This window comes from Streptomyces sp. 4F14, from assembly GCF_048159485.1.
Lineage (GTDB): Bacteria > Actinomycetota > Actinomycetes > Streptomycetales > Streptomycetaceae > Streptomyces.
In genome coordinates this window covers 1-20967 of the sequence record NZ_JBLRVY010000027.1, presented here as the reverse complement: position 1 = coordinate 20967, position 20967 = coordinate 1, and the positions used below count along the sequence as shown (strand labels likewise).

Below are 20967 nucleotides of genomic sequence, written 5' to 3'. Positions count from 1 at the left end.
CGCTCAGACCTCGTCCGGGAACCGCGCGAGCGGCGTCTCCCCGGAGAAGAAGCTCTTCGCGCGGGTCAGCGCCTCACCGTCCTTGAGGACGTCCTCGCGGTCGGTGCCGTTGCCGAGCAGCACCCCGCCGAAACGCATCCGCATGAACGCGGCGGTGTGCAGGAGGGTCCCGGCGAGCGGCTCGGCGCGGGCCGCGCTGCTGGCGTAGGCGCTGATCCCCCAGAGCGTCCGCCCGGCCATGGTGGCCCGGAAGTCGGCCTCGGGCAGCCGCAGCCACCCCGACCAGTGGTCCAGGTAGCGCTTGGTGAGCGCGGAGACGGAGTACCAGTACAGCGGGGAGGCGATGACAAGGTCGGTGGCGCCGAGGGTGGCGTCCAGGAGGTGGCGCTCGTGGGGGTCGGTGGGTGTCGTATAGCCCTCGTCGTGGCGCAGATCGGCGAAGTCGGGCAGCGGGCGGTCGACGAGCCGGATCCACTCCTGCTCGACCCCTTCGGGCAGTTGCTCGGCGGCCCGGCGCGCGAGGAGTTCGGTGTTCCCGCCTCGACGGCTGCTGCCCAGCAGGAAGAGGAAGCGACGGTTCGTCATGACGGTCCCCCAGGAATCAGATGAGGAGTAATTATATGCACGCGCAAGAATCGGGGAGATCACCGGAAGCGGCCCTCATCGCAGACTCCACGACAGGAGGGAGGCCACCGCGAGCAGCACCTTTTCCTCCCCGTGCCGCCCCACGATCTGAAGCCCCACCGGACACCCGTCCGCCCCCACCCCCGCCGGCACGCTCACCGCCGGATGCCCACTGAGGTTGAACGCCCACGTCAGAGCGGTGGAATACCGGTCACCAGGCCCTTCGTGCCCATGCGCCGCATTCGGCGTCACCGGCGTCAGTACGAGATCGGCCCTCCGGAACACCTCGGCCAGCCGCCGATCGTTGACCTCCCGAGCGCCGCCGTCCGCACGCGCCCCCGCGCGTACGGACAGCCACGCCTCCGCCGGATCCTCCAGCACCAGCGACTCCCCGATGAGCCGCACACCCCCGCTTCCGACCAGCCGCCCCGCCGCCGCCCGGGCCAGCGCCACCGGCTCCGCGTCGGCCTCGGCGTACCCCAGGCCGGCGGACCACACGGCGTCCAACGGCCGCTCCAGCGCCGACGGGGACTCCCCGGACAGCACCTCCCAGCACACCGCCGCGTCCGCCGGATCCCGGGCGAAGAACCCCGGCGCGGCGAGCCCCGTACGGTCCGCCCAGGCCAGCCGCCCGTTCCCGGCCTTCAGCCCGAACACCCCGCACCAGGCGGCGGGTATCCGCACCGACCCGGCCCCGTCGCTCCCGGTGGCCAGGGGCACCATCCCCGCGGCCACGGCGACGGCGGACCCCGCGGAGGACCCGCCGGGCGTCCGGTCGTGCCGCCAGGGATTGACGGTACGACCGTGCCGCCCGAGCCCCCAGGTCTGCCACGGCGTCCCCGGCCCGGGCACGGCCGTACGCCCCACGGGGACGCACCCGGCGTCGACCAGCGCCCCCCACCGCGAACGCGGCCCCTTCACCGCGAGCGGCACCCCCGCGAGCGGCAGCCGCTCCCCGGCGGCCACCCGTGTGTCCACGGCACGGGCCCACACGGCCGCCTCCTCGGCCCAGACCTCCTGGAAGGCGCCGAGGGTCGGGTCGAGGCGTTCCAGCCGCTCCAGGGTGCCTTCCAGGGCCTCCACGGCGGTCAGGGCGCCCGAGCGGACGGCGGCGGAGATCGCGACGGCGCTGCCGGGTGTCATGCGGGCCCGAGATCGAGCAGCAGCGCCATGACCCCCACCAGCGTGGCCCCGCTGACGATCTCCCGCCGCCGGATCATCCCGGCGAGATCGGCGAGCGGCACCCACTCCACGCGGTCGGACTCGTTGCGCTCCGTGGGCTCCCCGACCCGCCGCGCGTCGTCCGTACGGAACACGTGATGGCGCGTGTCACTGATACCGGCCGCGGGCTCCGCGTAGACCAACTCCCGTACGCCGCCCGGCCGCCACCCCGTCTCCTCCTCCAGCTCCCGCGCCGCCGCACGCGCGGGCGACTCCCCGTCCTCGACGAGCCCCATCGGCAGCTCCCACCCCCACGCGTCCGTGAGGAACCGGTGCCGCCACATCATCAGCACGCGCGCGTCGTCGACCGCCGCGAGCACCGCGAGGTCCCGCAGCCGCACCGCGTGGTACTCCGTACGGGTGCCGTCGGGCAGTTCGACGTCTAGCGCGCGCAGGCGTACCCACGGCGTGTCGTACAGCGGTCGTTCACCGTGGACAGTCCAGCGCATGAGGCCCCCCGGGATGCGTCGTACGGTGCCATCCTCGGCGAACCCGCCTTGTGGATCAACGAAGTTGTGTACGGCGCCGGAATCCGGCCAGGTATCTGGAACGAGGCTGTGACGTCCCGGTGACGCGAGGAGCCGGACCGAGCGGCCATACTCGCCAGTAAGCGTGTTTATCGGATCGTGACGCGCGGAACGCCGGTTCCCCGGCAGAACCGAGTGAGGAACACATGTCTCGACCCAGCCGAGAGCCCCAGTCCGGGCCCGCCGTGATGGCGCCGGCGCCGATCGACGTCCGGGTCGCGACGGCCGCCGGCCGGGACACCGCGTCCGTCGGCGGGGTCCCCCTCACCGCCCCCGAGGGCGAGGAGATCAAGCACGCGGTCCTCGCGCACCTGCGCCGCATCGCCGTAGCCACCGGCCACGCCGTCCTGGCCACCATCCACGACGAACGCAGCGGCTACGTCGTACCCCTCCGCATCGCCCCCGACGGCTCCAGCATCCTCACGGCTGAGCCCACACCGATCCCCACGCCCCCCGCCCCGGCCGGCGACACGCACGCCCCGCACGCGGACGCCTCCCCGTCCGCCACGCCGGCCCCCGAACCGGCATCCGACGCGTACGCCGACGAGGCGCCCTTCCCTGCCCCGGGCACCGTCACACCGCCCACCGGGGTGTTCGGCCCGCCGCCGGTGATGGAACACGCCGAGGCTCTGGGGCGGCCGGGGGGCGAGGGGCACCCGGGTCTTCATGAGCGGCCCGAGTTCGAGGGGCGGTCCGAGCCCTTGGGACGGCCGGGGGACGGCGGGCACCCGGGGTCTGGGGCGCTGCCCGAGTCCGAGGCGCGGCCCGAGTCCGACGAGCGCCCGGGGTCCGAGGCGCGGCCCGAGTCCGCTGCGCGTCCGGGCCGCGAAGAGCCGCCCGCGTTCCCGGAGGTGCCCGAATCCCCCGAGTGGCCCGAGCCCGAGAACTCGCCGGAGCACCCCTACGACGCCCCTGAGCCCTCCGCCCCGTCGCCCGTACTGGACATCCGTCCCCAGCCCGTCCCCCTGGACGCGCCTCCGTCCCGCCCCACCCGCGCGCCCCTCCTCGATCCGGCGACCGCGATCCCGGAACCCTCCCCGAAACACACCCCCGCGCGCGGGTTCGACGCGGTGGCCGAAGCGGTCCTCGGGGACGACCCCCGGGAGGCCGACGGCGTGGAGCCGGGGCCGCTCGCGGGGCCCATGGCCCGGATCAACGAGGCCGTCCGCGCGGGCCGGATCGACGTCGCGGCGGGCCTCGCCGAGCAGACCGTCAGCGAGGCGTCCGCGGCGCTCGGCGCGGATCACCCCGAGGTCCTGCGCCTGCGCGAACTCGCCGCCTACATCGCCTACTTGGCCGGCGACCCGGTCCGCGCCTTCCACGTCTCCCTCGACGTCGCGCGGGCCCACCACCGCGCCGGCGACCCCGAGGCCGCCTACGGCAACGTACAGAGCGCCGCGACGTCCTGGCGTGCCGTACGCGACCCCCTCCAGGGCCTCAACCTCGGCAACGAACTCCTCGGCCTGTGGACCACCCTCGCCACCGAGGGCGGCCCGGCGGCCGAGGACCCCGCGGCTCTGGACTCCGCGAGGTCCCGGATGCTGCGGCTGGCGGAGCGGGCGGCGGCGGTACGGTGACGTCGCGACGGGCCCGTATCGTCGTAACGAACCCGTCTCGTGGTGGCGGATGCGTCGCGACGAGACTGAATCGTCGCGACGCACCCGCTTTCGCGTAACGACGAACCGGTAGCGTCGCGACGCCCTCCCCCCCCCCGTCGAACCGGGCCCGTAGCGTCGTTACGAACCCGTCACGTCGCTACGCAACCGTAACGACGCAACGCCCCCGTCCCCGCAACGCAACGCCCCCGTCCCGACGCCTCAGGACGACAGCGTCCACACCGCGTACGCCGCCGCGTCCGAGTTCCGGTCCAGCGCCGTGTCGTTGATGTTGGCGGTCGTGTCGCACGACGAGTGGTAGCACCGGTCGAACGCCTGCCCCGACGTACCGCCCCACTTGGTCACCTGCGCGGCGGTCTTGGTGCGGCTGGCCCCCGTGAAGAGCCCGCCGACGGGCACCCCGGCGCTCTTGAACGGCGCGTGGTCGGAGCGCCCGTCGCCCTCGGTCTCGATCTCGGTGGGAACGCCGATCCCCGCGAAGTAGTCCTTGAAGGTCTTCTCGATGGTGGGGTCGTCGTCGTAGACGAAGTAACCGGGGTTGGGGGAGCCGATCATGTCGAAGTTGAGATAGGCGCTGATCTTGGCGCGGTTCGCGGCGGAGAGGTTGTTGACGTGGTAGCGGGAGCCGACGAGGCCGAGTTCCTCGGCGCCCCACCAGGCGAACCGCAGATGCTTGGTGGGCTGGTAGTTCGCGCGGGACACGGCGAGGGCGATCTCCAGGACGGCGGAGGAGCCGGAGCCGTTGTCGTTGATGCCGGCGCCGGAGGACACGCTGTCGAGGTGTGACCCGGCCATGACAACCTGATCCGTGTCTCCGCCGGGCCAGTCGGCTATGAGGTTGTAGCCGGTGCGCCCGGAGGAGGTGAACTGCTGGACGGTGGTGGTGAATCCGGCCGCGTCCAGCTTGCCCTTCACGTAGTTGATCGAGGCGAGGTAGCCGGCCCGGCCGTGCGCGCGGTTGCCGCCGTTGGCCGTGGCGATCGACTGCAACTGGCTGAGGTGCGCCTTCACGCCCGCGACCGGGATGTCGGGCGCGGCGGCCAGCGTCCCGGCCGGGGACGCCGCGCCGGCGGCCGACCCGGTGACGCCGGTGGCGAACAGCGTGACACCCGCGACGACGGCAGCGGCCGACGCCCGCGCGGAGACAGAGAGCTTCATGGTGGGGGGCTCCGGAATCCAGTCATGGCGGTTCCCGGGCGGGGTTTCCGCCGGGACACCACGGTTGATGAGGTGACTGGATGGTGAAGCCGGGGTCAACGCCCAGTCAAGAGGGCCCCTGGGAAAGGGAGTTGCGGTCGCACTCCGCCAGGGCCGCCGCGACCTCCCCCTGATGCTCCTGCGTCCACCGCACCAGTGACTGGACGGCCGCGCGCAGCGTCGCCCCCAGCGCCGTCAGCCCGTACTCCACCTTGGGAGGGACCACGGGGTACACGGTCCGCAGCGCCGACCCTGATGGTGATGGGCTGCGACGCGACCCTCGTGCCGACGCTCACGCCGCGATGCTCCCCGCCCTGTTCCCCGCCGGGCTCGCGTTCGCCCTGGCCCACGGGCCCCTGACGATCGCCGCGACCAGCGGTGTACGCCCCCACGAACAGGGCCTCGCCGGCGGCCTGCTGCACACCTCGACCCGGTTCGGGTCGGCGCTCGGCATCTCCGCGGTGACCGCGGTCTACGGCTTGGCGGCGGGCGGCATCGGCTCGGCGTCCCCCTCGGGTACTACCCCCGTGGAGCCAGGGGCGGCCACCCCCGACGTACTCGCGCTCACCCCCGAGGAGACGCTCGCCGCCTTCCGTGCGGCGCTCACCGTCCCCGTCGTGATGGCCGTGCCCGGCACGCTGATCTCGCTCCTCGCCCTGCGCGCCGTACGCCACGCGTCCCCCGTGAGGAGGACGAGGGCCAGCCATACCAGACCGAAGCCCGCCCATCGCTCGGGCGGCATCTCCTCGCTGAAGTAGACGACGCCGAGAAGGAACTGGAAGACCGGCGCGAGGTACTGCAGCAGCCCCAGCGTGGACAGCGGCACCCGGATCGCCGCCGCGCCGAAGCAGACGAGGGGGACGGCGGTGACGATGCCGGTCGACGCGAGCAGCGCGGCGTGCCCGGGGCCCTCGCCGGTGAACGTCGCATCGCCCTGCGCGCCCAGCCAGATCAGGTAGGCGAGCGCGGGCAGGAACTGCACGGCGGTCTCGGCGGCCAGCGACTCGACGCCGCCGAGGTTGACCTTCTTCTTGACCAGCCCGTACGTCGCGAACGAGAACGCGAGGACCAGCGAGATCCACGGCAGCCGCCCGTACCCGACGGTCAGGACGACGACGGCGGCGAACCCGACGCCCACCGCCACCCACTGCGCGGGCCGCATCCGCTCCTTGAGCAGCAGGACGCCCATCGCGATGGTGACGAGCGGGTTGATGAAGTACCCGAGGGACGCCTCGACGACGTGCCCGGCGTTGACCGCCCAGATGTACACGCCCCAGTTGACGGTGATCACCGCCGCCGCGACCACCACCAGCGCGAGCCTGCGGGGCTGGCGGACCAACTCCTTCGCCCACGCCCAGCGCCGTACGAACAGCAGCGCGCCGGCGACCACGGCGAGCGACCACACCATCCGGTGGGCCAGGATCTCCACCGACCCGGCGGGCTTCAGCAGCGGCCAGTACAGCGGGACGAGCCCCCACATCCCGTAGGCGGCGAACCCGTTCACCATCCCTATTCGCTGCTCGCCCTTGGACATCCCGGCCACGACACCTCCCGCTCACCCCACCGGCCCGCGCCGTGCGGACGCCGGGACGAAGGTAGCGGGGGAGGGACGGGGATGTCATGCGTGTATCGCGATACGGTCATGACGGCACCCTGGGGACTACCCGGGTACCCCTCCGGGAGCGGACGCCGGACCCCTCGCGCACCGCCGGTCACTCCCCGGTACTACCCGGGTACGACCACGGGGTGCACGGGCGACGCCCATCCGCGCCGCCCGTACACCCCGTCATACCTCAGAGGTAATACCCCCGAGGGAATACCTCTGAGGTAATACCCCTGAGGGACTCTCCGCCCGGCCCTCAGCCCTTCAGCGCCACCGAGATCGCCTCGGCGATCGGCGTCGCCGGACGCCCGATCAGCCGGGACAGGTCCCCGGACGTGATCTCCAGCTCGCCCTTCTCGATGGACGCGTCGACCCCGGCGAGGATCTGCGCGACCGGCTCGGGCAGCCCGACGCCCGCGAGTATCCCGGCGAGCACCTCGGTGGTGACCGCGTTGTAGCCGATCTCCTTGCCGGTCTGCGCGCTCAGCTCGGCGGCGTACTCGGCGAAGCTCCACGCGACGTCGCTGCCCAGCTCGTACGTCTGGTTCTCGTGCCCCTCACCGGTCAGCACGGCGACGGCCGCGGCCGCGTAGTCCGCGCGGGCGGCGGAGGAGACGCGCCCCGCGCCCGCCGCCGCGACGACGGCGTTGTGCTCCAGGACCGGCGCCAGGTTCTCGGTGTAGTTCTCGTGGTACCAGCCGTTGCGCAGCAGCGTGTACGTCACCCCGGAGGCGAGCAGCGCCTTCTCGGTGGCCCGGTGGTCGTCCGCGAGCGCGGCCGTCAGGGAGCCGGGCGCGCTGGTGTACGCCAGAAGAGCCACACCGGCGGCCTTCGCGGCGTCGATGACGACCTGGTGCTGGCCGGGCCGGTCGTTGCCGACCTCGCTGCCCGAGATCAGCAGGACCTTGTCCCCGGCGGCGAGGACGCCGTCGAAGGTCTCGGGGGCGTTGTAGTCGGCGACGGCGAGCTTGACGCCGCGCGCGGCGAGGTCGGCGGCCTTGGCCTCGTCGCGCACGACGGCCGTGATCTGCTCGGCCGGGACCTTCTCCAACAACTGCTGCACGACGTGGCGGCCGAGGTGTCCGGTGGCTCCGGTGACGACGATGCTCATGGTTCATGACTCCTTGTGGGGTGCGCTCTGCACTAACCCTAGGAGCTGCGCTAACCAAAGGAAAGTACCCACTTTGAAGTAAGGTACTGGCATGCCGGTAACCAAGGAGACCACCACCCCGGGACTCACGGACCTCGTACGGGCCCACCAGGAACCCGACGGCGCGATGTGCCCCCACCGCCTGGTCCTGGAGCACGTCACCAGCCGCTGGGGCGTCCTCGTCCTCATCAACCTCCTGGACCACCCCCACCGCTTCAGCGAACTGCGCCGCGCGATCGGCAGGGTCAGCGAGAAGATGCTCACCCAGACCCTCCAGACCCTGGAGCGCGACGGCTTCGTCCACCGCGAGGCCCACCCGGTCATCCCGCCCCGCGTGGACTACTCCCTGACCCCCCTCGGCCGCGAGGCCGCCGAACGCGTCCGCGAGGTCGCCGAGTGGACCCAGCACCGCCTGGACCAGGTCCTCAAGGCCCGCGAGGAGTACGACGCCCGCCGCGCTTGACCGGGTCCCCCGGAGGTACCCGTGTCCCCCGGAAGTACTACGGACCGGGCCCGGGAGTCACCCCGGGGCCGGCCCGTACGACACCGGGGGCGCCGACCGTGCCGCCGCCCCCTCTCGCATCCCCTCAGCCCACCACCGTCCACGTGTCCCCGCCCGCCAGCAGCGCCGCGAGGTCACCCTTGCCCCGCTGCTCCACGGCCGTGTCCAACTGGTCGGCCATCAGGCTGTCGTACACCGGCCGCCGCACCGCGCGCAGCACGCCGATCGGCGTGTGGTGCAGGGTCTGCGGATCGGCGAGCCGGGACAGCGCGAAGGCGGTCGTGGGGGACTCGGCGTGCGCGTCGTGCACGAGGAGGTCCGCCTCGTTCTCCGCGGTGACGTCCACGACCTGTAGCTCTCCGGTACGACGGTCCCGGACGACCCCCCGGGTGCCGTCCGCGCCGAAGCGCACCTGCTGCCCGTGTTCGAGCCGGATGACCGCCTCCTGGGCCGCCTCCCGGTCCTTGAACGAGTCGAACGCCCCGTCGTTGAAGATGTTGCAGTTCTGGTAGATCTCGATCAGCGCGGTCCCCGGATGCGCGGCGGCCTGCCGCAGCACCTCCGTCAGGTGCTTGCGGTCGGAGTCGATGGTCCGCGCGACGAACGACGCCTCCGCGCCGAGCGCCAGCGACACCGGGTTGAAGGGGGCGTCCAGCGACCCCATCGGCGTCGACTTGGTGATCTTCCCTACCTCCGAGGTAGGGGAGTACTGCCCCTTCGTCAGCCCGTAGATCCGGTTGTTGAACAGCAGGATCTTCAGGTTGACGTTGCGCCGCAGCGCGTGGATGAGGTGGTTGCCGCCGATGGAGAGCGCGTCCCCGTCACCGGTCACCACCCACACGCTCAGGTCCCGCCGCGACGACGCGAGCCCCGTCGCGATGGCGGGCGCGCGCCCGTGGATGGAGTGCATCCCGTAGGTGTTCATGTAGTACGGGAACCGCGACGAGCAGCCGATCCCCGACACGAAGACGATGTTCTCCTTCGCGAGCCCCAGCTCGGGCATGAAGCCCTGCACGGCCGCCAGGATCGCGTAGTCCCCGCACCCCGGGCACCAGCGCACCTCCTGGTCCGACTTGAAGTCCTTCATGGCCTGTTTCGCCTCGGCCCTCGGGACCAGCTGGAGCAGCGGGTTCGCCTCGGACACCTCTGTCAGCTCAGCCATCGATGGCCTCCTTGAGCGCCGTGGCGAGCTGCTCCGCCTTGAACGGCATGCCGTTGACCTGGTTGTAGGAGTGGGCGTCGACCAGGTACCTCGCCCGCACGAGCGTGGCGAGCTGACCGAGGTTCATCTCGGGGATCACCACTCGGTCGTACCCCTTGAGTACGACACCGAGGTTCTTCGGGAAGGGGTTCAGATGCCGCAGGTGCGCCTGCGCGATGGCCTCCCCGGCCGACCTGAGCCGGCGTACGGCGGCCGTGATCGGGCCGTACGTCGACCCCCAGCCGAGCACCAGCGTGCGCGCGCCGTCCGGGTCGTCGACCTCGATGTCCGGGACGTCGATGCCGTCGATCTTGGCCTGCCGGGTGCGGACCATGAAGTCGTGGTTGGCGGGGTCGTAGGAGATGTTGCCCGTGCCGTCCTGCTTCTCGATGCCGCCGATGCGGTGTTCGAGCCCGGGCGTGCCGGGGACGGCCCAGGGGCGCGCGAGGGTGTGCGGGTCGCGCTTGTACGGCCAGAACACCTCCGTGCCGTCCGCGAGCGTGTGGTTGGGGCCCTGCGCGAACCGGACGGCCAGGTCGGGCAGTTCGTCGACCTCGGGGACCCGCCAGGGCTCGGAGCCGTTGGCCAGGTAGCCGTCCGACAGGAGCATCACCGGAGTGCGGTACGTCAGCGCGATCCGGGCCGCCTCCAGCGCCGCGTCGAAGCAGTCCGCGGGCGTGCGCGGGGCGACGATCGGGACCGGCGCCTCGCCGTTGCGGCCGTACATCGCCTGGAGCAGGTCCGCCTGCTCCGTCTTGGTCGGCAGGCCGGTCGAGGGACCGCCGCGCTGGATGTCGACGATCAGCAGCGGCAGTTCGAGCGACACCGCGAGGCCGATCGTCTCACTCTTGAGAGCTACGCCGGGCCCTGACGTCGTCGTCACCGCGAGGGAGCCCCCGAAGGCCGCCCCCAGCGCCGCGCCGATACCGGCGATCTCGTCCTCCGCCTGGAAGGAGCGCACACCGAAGTTCTTGTGCCGCGACAGCTCGTGCAGGATGTCCGAGGCCGGGGTGATCGGGTACGAGCCGAGGAACAGCGGCAGGTCCGCCTGGCGGGAGGCCGCGATCAGCCCGTACGCCAGAGCCAGGTTGCCGGAGATGTTGCGGTAGACGCCCGGCGGGAACGCGGTGGTCGCCGGGGCGATCTCGTAGGAGACCGCGAAGTCCTCCGTCGTCTCGCCGAAGTTCCAGCCCGCGCGGAAGGCCGTCAGGTTCGCCTCGGCGATCTGGGGCTTCTTCGCGAACTTCGCCCTCAGGAACCGCTCCGTGCCCTCCGTGGGCCGGTGGTACATCCATGACAAGAGGCCGAGCGCGAACATGTTCTTGCTGCGCTCGGCCTCTTTGCGGGTGAGGTCGAAATCCTTGAGGGCCTCGACGGTCAACGTCGTCAGCGGCACCGGATGGAGGTGGTATCCGTCCAGCGAGCCGTCCTCCAGGGGACTTTCGCCGTATCCCACCTTCTGCATCGCCCGTTTGGTGAACTCGTCCGTGTTGACGATGATCTCCGCGCCGCGCGGCAGGTCCCCCACGTTCGCCTTCAGCGCCGCCGGGTTCATCGCCACCAGCACATTGGGCGCATCACCCGGCGTCAGGATGTCGTGGTCCGCGAAGTGCAGCTGGAAGCTCGACACCCCGGGCAGCGTCCCTGCGGGGGCCCTGATCTCGGCCGGGAAGTTCGGCAGCGTGGACAGATCGTTCCCGAACGACGCGGTCTCCGAGGTGAACCGGTCACCCGTGAGCTGCATCCCGTCGCCCGAGTCCCCCGCGAACCTGATGATCACCCGGTCGACACGGCGTACGTCCTTCGCCGTCCCGCCCGGTTTGCGCTGCTCTCCCACGACGGCTTCGTCGGCCTGCTCCGCCGGGCTGCTGACCTGACTGGTCACTGAACTGGACCTCCTTCGAGGCGGCTGTCCGGGAGCTGCCTTCCCGCAGGCCCTCCCAGATCAAGCCTACGTCTGTGAGGGTCGCCCGACCTCGGCCATTCGGCCGATCATCGCCTGCGGAATCACCGCCGTACGACGGCCGGACGCCCCGGCTTGTCCTGATCTACCGCTCGCTCCGTTCCCCGTCCGCCACTACACGGTCATGGACAATGTCAAGCGACTACAGTGCTACCCCGTCACGAGTTCAGGTAGGTCAGAACCGCCAGAACCCTGCGGTGATCCCCGTCACTGGGTGACAGGCCGAGCTTCAGGAAGATGTTGCTGACGTGCTTCTCGACGGCCCCGTCGCTGACCACGAGCTGTCTGGCGATCGCCGAGTTGGTCCGCCCCTCGGCCATGAGTCCTAGTACCTCACGCTCCCGGGGAGTGAGCCCCGCCAGCACGTCCTGCTTGCGGCTGCGCCCCAGGAGCTGCGCGACGACCTCGGGATCCAGCGCCGTACCCCCCTGCGCGACCCGTACGACGGCGTCCACGAACTCGCGGACCTCCGCCACCCGGTCCTTCAGCAGATACCCCACTCCACGGCTGGAACCGGCCAGCAGTTCGGTGGCGTAACGCTCCTCCACATACTGTGACAGCACCAGCACCCCGAGCCCCGGATGGGTCTTGCGCAGCTGTACGGCGGCCCGGACCCCTTCATCCGTGTGCGTCGGCGGCATCCGGACGTCCGCGACGACCACGTCCGGCAGCGCCCCTTCGGCGGCCAGCTCCGTGATCGTCTTGACGAGCGCCTCCCCGTCCCCCACCCCGGCGACCACCTCGTGCCCCCGGTCGGTGAGCAGCCTGGTCAGCCCCTCCCGCAACAACACCGAGTCCTCCGCGATGACGACTCGCACCCTGTCCTCCACGTTCTGGCCCCCCGGTCGCTGTACGTCTGCGTGCGCACCCAGCATCCCAGGCCCGGAGCCGGTCGGATCGCCGTCCAGGGCGATCCGACCCCCTAAATAAGGACGATCGGACCCCTGGGGCACAGGCTCCGGAAGCCGCGACACAGGCTTCCACGCGCCCCTAGAGGACCGATCGACGACGGAGAACGGCTTGATGACGACCCTGGAGGACGACGTTCCGGACAGGAACGGTCACGCACGACCGTTCCTGTCCGGAACGATGCCCCCTGGGAGACGACGATCAGATCAGGTCAGATCCGCTCCGCCCGCCACGGCAGCTCCGCGGTCACCCGCGTCGGCCCCCCGGCCGGCGAGTCCACCACCAGGATCCCGTCCACCGCGTCCAGCCGCCCCGCCAGCCCCGCGAGCCCGGACCCCCCGGCCGTGTCGGCGCCCCCCACCCCGTTGTCGACGACCTGGAGCATCAGCCGGTTCTCCACCCGCCACACGTCCACGGACGCCATCGTCGCGCGCGCGTGCTTGCTGACGTTCTGCAGCAGCTCGGAGACCGTGAAGTAGGCGATCCCCTCGATGGCCGGCGCGGGCCGCTCCACGAGATCCACGTCCACCTTCACCGGGACCGTGCACCGGGAGGCCACCGAGGAGAGCGCCGCGTCGAGCCCCCGGTCCGTGAGGACCGCCGGGTGGATGCCACGCGCCAGGTCACGCAGCTCCTGGAGCGCCGTCTTCACCTCGCCGTGCGCCTCCGCGACCATCCGCGCGGCTTCCTGCGGGTCCTCGCGCAGCTTCTCCTTCGCCAGGCCCAGATCCATCGCCAGGCTCACCAGCCGGGCCTGGGCGCCGTCGTGCAGGTCCCGCTCGATCCGGCGCAGGTCCGCCGCCGCCGTGTCCACCACCACGCCCCGGTCCGACTCCAGCTCCACCACGCGCGAGGCCAGCCGCGAGGGGCCCAGCAGACCGTGCACCATCAGCCGGTCGACCGTCGTCAGCGCCCGCACGATCCACGGCGTGGCCATCGTGAACACCAGCCCGATCAGCGCGGTGACGGTGATCTCGAAGGGGTTGTCCAGGTAGACGCGGTGCGTCTCGTCACCGTAGAGCTGGAGGCCGTCCTGACCGGCGTACATCGGGAACACCCAGAACCACAGCGGGTACGTCAGCATCGTCCAGCCGATCGACCAGAACGTCACCGAGACGGTGAACGTGAAGACCGACCACGGCAGTTGCAGCAGCGAGTACAGCGCGTGCCGCCACGACGCGCCGTCCCTGAGGACCGCGCCCACCCAGCCCATCAGACTCCGCCTGCGGGGCCGCAGCGGCGCCGGGTCGTCGATCCGCATCCCGAGCATCCCGCGCGCGCGGGCCCGCTCCAGCGCCCCGAAACCCCGGCAGCCCGCCAGCGCGGCGGCCATCAGGGGGACCCCGAGGAACGTCACCAGCAGACCGACGCCGACCGACAGCATCGTCACCGTGTAGGTGAAGAACACGACACTGATCGGCAGGCTCAGCAGGACGTACCCGAACTCCCGCCAGCTACGCCCCTCGACCGGGGCCCGCAGCGCCGCCGGCAGCCGATGACGCCGCTCGGACTCGCCGTAGCCGCCGTGCTCCCCGTATCCCCCGTACCCCACGCCCTGCATGGCCATGGCTCCGTCCCATTCCGCTCGTCGTGCACCGGTCTGCCGTACCACCAGACTCGCGGGTGAGGGGCGGGGGAGCCATGGAGTCCGTCGGCGTCTCGGGAGGGGGGTTATCCCTACCTGAGGGCTACGAGCGGCCCCCGACCAGGGCCGCGAGCGCTCTCCCACCTCCGGGGTACCCCGCTGGGGGTACCCTCGCAGAGCCACTGCCAGGGCACCCCCGAAGTACTACCCCCGAAGTACTACCTCCGCAGACCTACCCCCGGTCCCGCCACGGCAGTTCCGCCGTCACCGTCGTCCCGCCCCCCGGCGGCGAGTCCACGACGAACAGCCCGTCGACCGCGTCCAGCCGGTCCGCCAGCCCCCGCATCCCCGTGCCCTTGTCGAGGCTCGCGCCCCCGCCGCCGTCGTCCGAGACCTGGATGAGGAGCCGCTCGTCGGACCGCCACACGTCCACGGACGCGGACCGCGCCCCGCTGTGCTTGCTGACGTTCTGGAGTAGCTCGGAGACCGTGAAATAGGCGATGCCCTCGATGGCCGGCGCCGGCCGCGTCGGCAGATCCGCGGTGACCTTCACCGGGACCGTGCACCGGGAGGCCACCGAGGAGAGCGCCGCGTCCAGCCCCCGGTCCGTGAGGACCGCCGGATGGATGCCCCGCGCCAGGTCACGCAGCTCCTGCAGCGCGAGCTTCACCTCGCCGTGCGCCTCCGCGACCATCTCCGCCGCCGCGTCCGGATCCTCCAGCAGCTTCTCCTTCGCCAGCCCCAGCCCCATCGCCAGGTTGACCAGCCGCGCCTGCGCCCCGTCGTGCAGGTCCCGCTCGATACGCCGCAGATCCGCCGCCGCCGTGTCCACCACGACCCCCCGGTCCGACTCCAACTCCGCGATCCGGCGCTCCAGTTCGTCCGACGGCGACAGCAGCGCCCGCACCATCGCCCGGTCCACGTTCGCGAACCCCCGCGCCAGATAGGGGAGAAGCGGCCACGCCACGAACAGGGAGACGAGGGTGACCGTGAACGTGAGGATGCCCCACGGCAGCCTGACCACGTCGTACAGCACCGTCCGCCAGCCCACCGGGTCCTTCAGCGCCGTCCACAGCACCGGCAGGAACCCGCGCCCCCGGCGCCACGGCACCTTCGACGGCTCCTCCACCCGCACCCCGAGCAGCACCCGCGCCCGCGCCCGCTCGAACCGCCCCATCGCCCGCGCGCCCATCAGCCCGAGCGCCAGCAGCGGCAGCCCGACGACGGTCATCGTCAGCCCCGCGCCGACGGCCAGCATCGTCACGGCGTACGTGAAACCGGTCAGCGCGACCGGCAGGTTGAGCACGAGATGGGTGATCTCCTTCCAGGTCACCGCGTCGAGAGCGGGGCGCGGGGGCGGGAGCGGCTCGTCGGGAGCCAGGGATTTCGCGGTCATACGGCCAGCCTGCCGTGTGCCGGGCCGCGGCGCCATGACGTTCCCCGCCGCCCGGCCCTGGGGAAAACCCCACCCACACCAGAAGTGGCGTGACGACCCGCTTACCGTCCCTTTAGCAGGGCCTAGACTCCCGTGAGTACGCGACAACAGACAGCACTGAGAACATCGACAGCTCGGCAGCGAAGGGACGGACGTGCGGGAATCCACCGGCGCCCCTGAGACCGCGCTCGCGGCGGACTACTTCCAGTCGTACTCGGTCGTCGGACTGCTCGCCGTCGTCGGCGTGCTGTTCGTGGCGGTGGCCTTCGGCGCGGGCCGCCTGCTGCGTCCCGTCGTCCCGACGCCCGAGAAACTCATGACGTACGAGTGCGGCGTCGACCCCGTCGGCGAGGGCTGGGCTCATACCCAGGTCCGGTACTACGTCTACGCCTTCCTGTACGTCATCTTCGCCGTCGACTCGATCTTCCTCTTTCCCTGGGCGACGGTCTTCGCCGCCGAGGGCTACGGGGCCACGACACTTGTCGAGATGTTCATCTTCCTGGGGTTCCTGACCGTGGGTCTGCTCTACGCATACAAGAAGGGCGTCCTGGAATGGACGTGACACCGGGGTCGGCCGAGAGGACTACGGGTATGACGGGTGCTACGGGTACTACGCCGGCCGGCGAGGGCGACGCCGTCACCCCGTCACCCGTGTACCTCCCCGAGCCCAAGCGGCTCGGCGCGCTCGCCCGGCTCGCCCCCGAACCCATGAAGGTCGTCCTCAACTGGGGCCGCCGCTACTCCCTGTGGGTCTTCAACTTCGGCCTCGCCTGCTGCGCGATCGAGTTCATCGCCGCGTCCATGGCCCGGCACGACTTCATCCGGCTCGGCGTGATCCCGTTCGCTCCGGGCCCCCGCCAGGCCGACCTGATGGTCGTCTCCGGCACGGTCACCGACAAGATGGCGCCCGCCGTGAAGCGGCTGTACGAGCAGATGCCCGAGCCGAAGTACGTCATCTCCTTCGGCGCCTGCTCCAACTGCGGCGGCCCGTACTGGGACTCCTACTCGGTGACCAAGGGCGTCGACCAGATCATCCCCGTCGACGTGTACGTCCCCGGCTGCCCGCCCCGCCCCGAGGCGCTGCTCCAGGGGATCCTGAAGCTCCAGGAGAAGATCGCCCGCGAGTCCCTGGCCGACCGCTACGCCTCCCGCCCCTCCCCGGCCGCCCTCCAGAGCGACCTGCTCCCGGCCCCCGAGCCGAAGGGCACCCCCCGATGACCACCGGCTGGCTCCCGGCCCCCGTCCAGGACCTCTTCGGCCCCGACGCCACCCTCGACGAGTCGTACGACGTCCTCACCGTCGACGTCCCCCCGGCCGCCTGGCTCACCGCGCTGCACACCGCCCGTACGGTCCTGGCCTGCACGTACTTCGACTGGCTGAGCGCCGTCGACGAACCGGGCACCGGCTTCCGCGTAGCCGCCCACGTCGTCGCCCTGTCCCCCCTGCGCCGCCTCCTCCTGCGGACGACGGTCCCGCACGCGTCCCCCGCCCTCCCCACCGCCGTCGACATCTACGCCGGCGCCGGCTGGCACGAGCGCGAGACCCACGAGATGTTCGGCGTGGTCTTCACCGGCCACCCCTCCCTCACCCACCTCCTCCTCCCGGACACCTTCGAGGGCCACCCCCTGCGCAAGGACTTCGTCCTGGTGGCCCGCGCCGCCAAGCCCTGGCCCGGCGCCAAGGAACCCGGCGAGTCGGACCACGGCACCCCCAAACGCCGCCAGATCCTCCCCCCAGGAGTCCCCGACCCCAACGAATGGGGCCCCCAGAAGGGCCAACTCCCCACGGCCCCCGCCCGCCGGACACCGGGTTCGCCCCCCACCGACCGCCCCCGCCGCACCCGCGCGGCATCAGAGGGCTCCACGAACCAACCCCCCGCCCCGCCCTCGGAAACACCACCCTCCGGCGAACGCCCACCCCGCCGCACCCGCTCGGCGTCCCAGGGCTCGGCCAGCCAACTCGCAGACGCGGCCGGCACTCCCGAAAGCGGCGGCACGACGGGCCCCGCCACGGACGCCCCCGCGCCGGACACCGCCGAGACCACGACCGGTACGACACCGGCGAACACCACCCCCGGCCAGGCCCCCACCCGACGCAGCCGTACGGCGTCCCAGGGCTCGGCCAGCCAGCGGGCCGGCGACGGAGCGACGACGGCGGAACCGGGACCCGCACCCCAGGGGACCCCGGCGGCACCTCGCCAGACCCCGGGCACCCCCCGCCGTTCCCGAAGCGCGAGCGAGGGCTCGGCCTCCCAGCGCCCGGGTACGTCACCGGCCCCGGCGTCGGGCGAGCCCCTGACGGACCCGGCGTCCCGCCAGGCCCCGTCGGAACCGGCGTCCCCGGACGAGACCCCGGCACCCCCGCCCGCCGGCCCCCGCCGCAACCGCAGCGCCTCCCAAGGCTCGGCCAGCCAGCGCACCCGGCCCCCGGAGCCCACCCCCCGCCGCACGACGGCCCCCCGAAGCAGCGACGCCCCCTGGCACCACGCCCGCCCGGCCTTCGACGACCCGCTCACGGGCGAACCGCCCTCCGGCGAACCGGCCCCCGGCAACCCGCCCTCCGGCGAACCGGCCCCCGACGCCCCGCCCCCGCAGCCCGCCCCCGAAGCCGGGCGGCCGGAGACCCCCGGCACCACCCCGAAGCCCCCGGCACCCGACCCGGACCAGCCCCCCGGCGAAGACGACGACACCCCCTCAGGAGGCCCGCGGTGAACGACGCGCTCGACGTCACCCTGCGCCTGCTGATCGTCTTCGTCGTCTTCCTCACCTTCCCCCTGCTCGTCGGCCAGACGGAACACAAGGTCATGGCCCACATGCAGGGCCGCCTGGGCCCGATGTACGCGGGCGGCTTCCACGGCTGGGCCCAACTCGTCGCGGACGGCGTGAAGTTCGCGCAGAAGGAGGACGTCGTCCCGGCGGGCGCGGACCGCCGCGTCTTCCAGCTCGCCCCGGCCGTCGCCCTGCTGCCGTACCTCCTCGTCCTGCTCGCGATCCCGATCGGCCCCGGCGAGGGCGCCGTCGGCCAGGTCCTGGACGCGGGCATCTTCTTCGTCCTGGCCGTGATGGGCGTCGGTGTCCTCGGCTCCCTCATGGCCGGCTGGGCCAGCGCCAACAAGTTCTCCCTCCTCGGCGGCCTGCGCACCGCCGCCCAGCTCCTCGCCTACGAACTCCCGATGCTCCTCGCCGCCGCGTCCGTCGCGATGGCGGCCGGCACGGTCTCGCTGCCCGGCATCCTCGACGCCTTCGAGTGGTGGTGGCTGCCCTGGCAACTCGTCGGCGCGATCGTCTTCTTCGTCGCCGGCCTCGCCGAACTCCAGCGCCCGCCCTTCGACATGCCCGTCGCCGACTCGGAGATCATCTTCGGCGCCTACACCGAGTACACCGGCCTGCGCTTCGCCCTCTTCCTGCTCGCCGAGTACGCCGGCATCGTCGTCCTGTGCGGCCTCACCACCGTCCTTTTCCTGGGCGGCTGGCACGGCCCCTGGGGCGCCGACGGCCTCGGCTGGGTGTGGACCCTCCTGAAGACCGCCCTCCTCGCCTTCGTCGTGATCTGGCTCCGCGTCACCTATCCCCGCCTGCGCGAGGACCAGCTCCAGAAGCTCTCCTGGACCCTCCTCGTCCCCCTCTCCCTCGCCCAGATCGCCGTCACCGGCGTCGTCAAGGTGGTGATCTCCTAAATGGCCCCCATTCCCGGCTCCGGCCTGGCCAAGGGTCTGGCCGTCACCCTCCGCACGATGACCCGCCGCTCCGTCACCGAGCAGTACCCCGACACCCAGCCCGACCTGCCGCCCCGCACCCGCGGCGTCATCGGCCTGTTCGAGGAGAACTGCACGGTCTGCATGCTCTGCGCCCGCGAGTGCCCCGACTGGTGCATCTACATCGACTCCCACAAGGAGACGGTCCCCGCCGCCGCGCCCGGTGGCCGCGAGCGCAGCCGCAACGTCCTCGACCGTTTCGCCATCGACTTCTCCCTCTGCATGTACTGCGGTATCTGCATCGAGGTCTGCCCCTTCGACGCCCTCTTCTGGTCCCCCGAGTTCGAGTACGCCGAGACCGACATCCGCGACCTCACCCACGAGCGGGACAAGCTCCGCGAGTGGATGTGGACGGTCCCGGCCCCGCCCCCGCTGGACCCCGCCGCGGAAGAACCGAAGGAACTGACAGCGGCCCGCAAGGCGGCGGAAAAGCTGGCCGCCACCCAGTCGACGCCTCCCGGCTCGCCCCCGGCCACCGGCCCCGCGCCCACCGACCCCCCGGGAGGCCGGCAGTGACCCTCGCCCAAGCGCCGCACGGCTTCCTCTCGCCGACCGGTGTCGAGGTCGCGTTCCTGCTGGTCGGCCTGCTCACCCTCGGCGCCGCCGTGGTGACCGTGACCACCAGACAGCTGGTGCACGCGGCTCTCTGGCTGGTCGTGGCCCTCGGGGGACTCGCCGTCGAATACCTGCTGCTGACGGCGGAGTTCATCGCCTGGGTGCAGGTCCTCATCTATGTCGGTTCCGTGGTCGTCCTCCTTCTCTTCGGTCTGATGCTCACCCGCGCCCCCATCGGCCGCTCCCCGGACGCCGATTCCGGGAACCGGTGGCCCGCCCTCGCGGTCGCGGTCGCCGCCGCCACCGCCCTGGTCTGGGTGGTCGCCGACGCCTTCCGCACCACCTGGATCGACCTCGACGGCCCGGCCGCCGGCTCCACGAAGGTCACCGGCGAGAGCCTCTTCCGGCACTGGGTCCTGCCCTTCGAGGCCCTCTCCGTCCTCCTCCTCGCGGCACTGGTCGGCGCGATCGTCCTGTCCCGCAAAGCGAAGGCGGATACGAGCTCTCCCCCCGACAACGCCCGACCGGTCACGCAGAGTTCCCATCCCGTCACAGATTCCGAAAAAACTTCGCGCCCCCCGAAGACCCCGGCCACGACGAGCCCCGCCGGCACCCCCGCTCCCCCCACCGACCCCAACCCCCCGACCGAGCAGGAAGGCGCCCGCTGATGCACCTCGCCTACCCCGCCGTCCTCTCGGCCCTCCTCTTCTGCACCGGCCTCTACGGCGTCCTCGCCCGCCGCAACGCCATCCTGGTCCTGATGTCCGTCGAGCTGATGCTCAACGCGGTCAACCTCAACCTCGTCGCCTTCGACGTCTGGCTCAGCAGGACCGCCGAGGACACCCTCCACTCCGGCCAGGCCCTCACCCTGTTCACCATCGCGATCGCCGCCGCCGAGATCGGCATCGGCCTGGCGATCGTCCTCGCCGTGTACCGCAACCGCGGCACCTCGGACATCGACCGACTCCGCGACACGGCGGAGACCCCGGAGACCCCGGAGACCCCGGAAAACTCGGAGAACCCCACGCACCCGAAGGACGAGAAGGCCGAGGCCGCTGCCTAATGCTGAAGTCAAGCCACGAGACGAAGAGGTGGCCGGGCCTCGTAGGGGCGGCGGTCACGCAG

At 71.9% G+C, this 20967-nt stretch carries 21 protein-coding genes; 9 read left to right on the top strand and 12 right to left on the bottom strand.

Annotated elements, in window-relative coordinates; translation table 11 throughout:
- Positions 1 to 3: 3 nt before the first annotated feature.
- The 3 genes from ACLZOT_RS36320 to ACLZOT_RS36310 all read right to left on the bottom strand — a co-directional run bounded on the left by ACLZOT_RS36320 (position 4) and on the right by ACLZOT_RS36310 (position 2294).
- The gene (locus ACLZOT_RS36320) at positions 4 to 585 is read right to left on the bottom strand and encodes a flavodoxin family protein (RefSeq protein ID WP_416973418.1); all 582 of its coding nucleotides are present in this window, start codon (positions 583 to 585) and stop codon (positions 4 to 6) included.
- A 75-nt stretch (positions 586 to 660) separates the two neighbouring features.
- Positions 661 to 1767 carry an amidase gene (locus ACLZOT_RS36315; protein WP_416973417.1) on the bottom strand — a complete coding sequence of 369 codons (1107 nt, stop codon included), beginning with the start codon at positions 1765 to 1767 and terminating at the stop codon, positions 661 to 663.
- Entirely contained in the window at positions 1764 to 2294 is a 531-nt protein-coding gene (locus ACLZOT_RS36310; RefSeq protein ID WP_416973416.1) for an NUDIX hydrolase, read from the bottom strand. The genes ACLZOT_RS36315 and ACLZOT_RS36310 overlap by 4 nt, the downstream gene beginning before the upstream one ends.
- A 224-nt stretch (positions 2295 to 2518) precedes the next feature.
- On the opposite strand from ACLZOT_RS36310, the gene ACLZOT_RS36305 reads away from it, so the two are divergent.
- Positions 2519 to 3949, top strand: a complete 1431-nt coding sequence (locus tag ACLZOT_RS36305; RefSeq protein WP_416973415.1) for a tetratricopeptide repeat protein — start codon at positions 2519 to 2521, stop codon at positions 3947 to 3949.
- Between the two features lie 240 nt (positions 3950 to 4189).
- Here ACLZOT_RS36305 and ACLZOT_RS36300 read toward each other — a convergent pair whose 3' ends face one another.
- The 4 genes from ACLZOT_RS36300 to ACLZOT_RS36285 all read right to left on the bottom strand — a co-directional run bounded on the left by ACLZOT_RS36300 (position 4190) and on the right by ACLZOT_RS36285 (position 7899).
- Positions 4190 to 5146, bottom strand: coding sequence for a M28 family metallopeptidase (locus tag ACLZOT_RS36300; RefSeq protein WP_416973414.1), 957 nt, complete (start codon positions 5144 to 5146; stop codon positions 4190 to 4192).
- Positions 5147 to 5252: 106 nt separating this feature from the next.
- Entirely contained in the window at positions 5253 to 5420 is a 168-nt protein-coding gene (locus ACLZOT_RS36295; protein WP_416973413.1) for a winged helix-turn-helix transcriptional regulator, read from the bottom strand.
- Between the two features lie 237 nt (positions 5421 to 5657).
- On the bottom strand, positions 5658 to 6728 hold the full coding sequence (gene rarD, locus ACLZOT_RS36290; RefSeq protein ID WP_416973412.1) for an EamA family transporter RarD: 1071 nt from the start codon (positions 6726 to 6728) through the stop codon (positions 5658 to 5660).
- Between the two features lie 316 nt (positions 6729 to 7044).
- Entirely contained in the window at positions 7045 to 7899 is an 855-nt protein-coding gene (locus ACLZOT_RS36285) for an SDR family oxidoreductase (RefSeq protein WP_416973411.1), read from the bottom strand.
- 166 nt (positions 7900 to 8065) lie between these two features.
- On the opposite strand from ACLZOT_RS36285, the gene ACLZOT_RS36280 reads away from it, so the two are divergent.
- Positions 8066 to 8401 carry a winged helix-turn-helix transcriptional regulator gene (locus tag ACLZOT_RS36280; protein WP_416973541.1) on the top strand — a complete coding sequence of 112 codons (336 nt, stop codon included), beginning with the start codon at positions 8066 to 8068 and terminating at the stop codon, positions 8399 to 8401.
- A 124-nt stretch (positions 8402 to 8525) separates the two neighbouring features.
- Here the strand turns inward: ACLZOT_RS36280 and ACLZOT_RS36275 are convergent, their stop codons facing one another.
- From ACLZOT_RS36275 to ACLZOT_RS36255, 5 genes are all read right to left on the bottom strand, one after another.
- Entirely contained in the window at positions 8526 to 9602 is a 1077-nt protein-coding gene (locus ACLZOT_RS36275) for a 2-oxoacid:ferredoxin oxidoreductase subunit beta (RefSeq protein WP_416973410.1), read from the bottom strand.
- Positions 9595 to 11526 (bottom strand): 2-oxoacid:acceptor oxidoreductase subunit alpha, encoded by a 1932-nt coding sequence (locus tag ACLZOT_RS36270; RefSeq protein WP_416973409.1) that lies wholly within the window; start codon positions 11524 to 11526, stop codon positions 9595 to 9597. Before ACLZOT_RS36270 ends, ACLZOT_RS36275 begins: the two co-directional genes overlap by 8 nt.
- A 236-nt stretch (positions 11527 to 11762) precedes the next feature.
- Positions 11763 to 12422, bottom strand: a complete 660-nt coding sequence (locus ACLZOT_RS36265) for a LuxR C-terminal-related transcriptional regulator (protein WP_416973408.1) — start codon at positions 12420 to 12422, stop codon at positions 11763 to 11765.
- Positions 12423 to 12724: 302 nt separating this feature from the next.
- Complete coding sequence (locus ACLZOT_RS36260) at positions 12725 to 14080, bottom strand: sensor histidine kinase (RefSeq protein WP_416973407.1); 1356 nt, start codon at positions 14078 to 14080, stop codon at positions 12725 to 12727.
- Positions 14081 to 14330: 250 nt separating this feature from the next.
- Positions 14331 to 15494 carry a sensor histidine kinase gene (locus tag ACLZOT_RS36255; protein ID WP_416973406.1) on the bottom strand — a complete coding sequence of 388 codons (1164 nt, stop codon included), beginning with the start codon at positions 15492 to 15494 and terminating at the stop codon, positions 14331 to 14333.
- A gap of 193 nt (positions 15495 to 15687) precedes the next feature.
- On the opposite strand from ACLZOT_RS36255, the gene ACLZOT_RS36250 reads away from it, so the two are divergent.
- From ACLZOT_RS36250 to nuoK, 7 genes are read left to right on the top strand one after another with little or no spacing between them, the layout of a single operon-like run.
- Positions 15688 to 16095: an NADH-quinone oxidoreductase subunit A gene (locus tag ACLZOT_RS36250; protein ID WP_416973405.1), complete on the top strand. Its 408-nt coding sequence runs from the start codon at positions 15688 to 15690 to the stop codon at positions 16093 to 16095.
- A 29-nt stretch (positions 16096 to 16124) separates the two neighbouring features.
- Positions 16125 to 16751, top strand: a complete 627-nt coding sequence (locus ACLZOT_RS36245) for an NADH-quinone oxidoreductase subunit B (protein ID WP_416973404.1) — start codon at positions 16125 to 16127, stop codon at positions 16749 to 16751.
- On the top strand, positions 16748 to 18244 hold the full coding sequence (locus ACLZOT_RS36240) for an NADH-quinone oxidoreductase subunit C (protein WP_416973403.1): 1497 nt from the start codon (positions 16748 to 16750) through the stop codon (positions 18242 to 18244). Before ACLZOT_RS36245 ends, ACLZOT_RS36240 begins: the two co-directional genes overlap by 4 nt.
- Positions 18241 to 19209, top strand: a complete 969-nt coding sequence (locus ACLZOT_RS36235; protein WP_416973402.1) for a complex I subunit 1/NuoH family protein — start codon at positions 18241 to 18243, stop codon at positions 19207 to 19209. The genes ACLZOT_RS36240 and ACLZOT_RS36235 overlap by 4 nt, the downstream gene beginning before the upstream one ends.
- Positions 19210 to 19803, top strand: coding sequence for a NuoI/complex I 23 kDa subunit family protein (locus ACLZOT_RS36230; RefSeq protein ID WP_416973401.1), 594 nt, complete (start codon positions 19210 to 19212; stop codon positions 19801 to 19803).
- On the top strand, positions 19800 to 20510 hold the full coding sequence (locus tag ACLZOT_RS36225) for an NADH-quinone oxidoreductase subunit J (protein ID WP_416973400.1): 711 nt from the start codon (positions 19800 to 19802) through the stop codon (positions 20508 to 20510). The genes ACLZOT_RS36230 and ACLZOT_RS36225 overlap by 4 nt, the downstream gene beginning before the upstream one ends.
- Positions 20510 to 20905, top strand: a complete 396-nt coding sequence (gene nuoK, locus ACLZOT_RS36220; RefSeq protein ID WP_416973399.1) for an NADH-quinone oxidoreductase subunit NuoK — start codon at positions 20510 to 20512, stop codon at positions 20903 to 20905. Before ACLZOT_RS36225 ends, nuoK begins: the two co-directional genes overlap by 1 nt.
- Positions 20906 to 20967 lie beyond the last annotated feature (62 nt).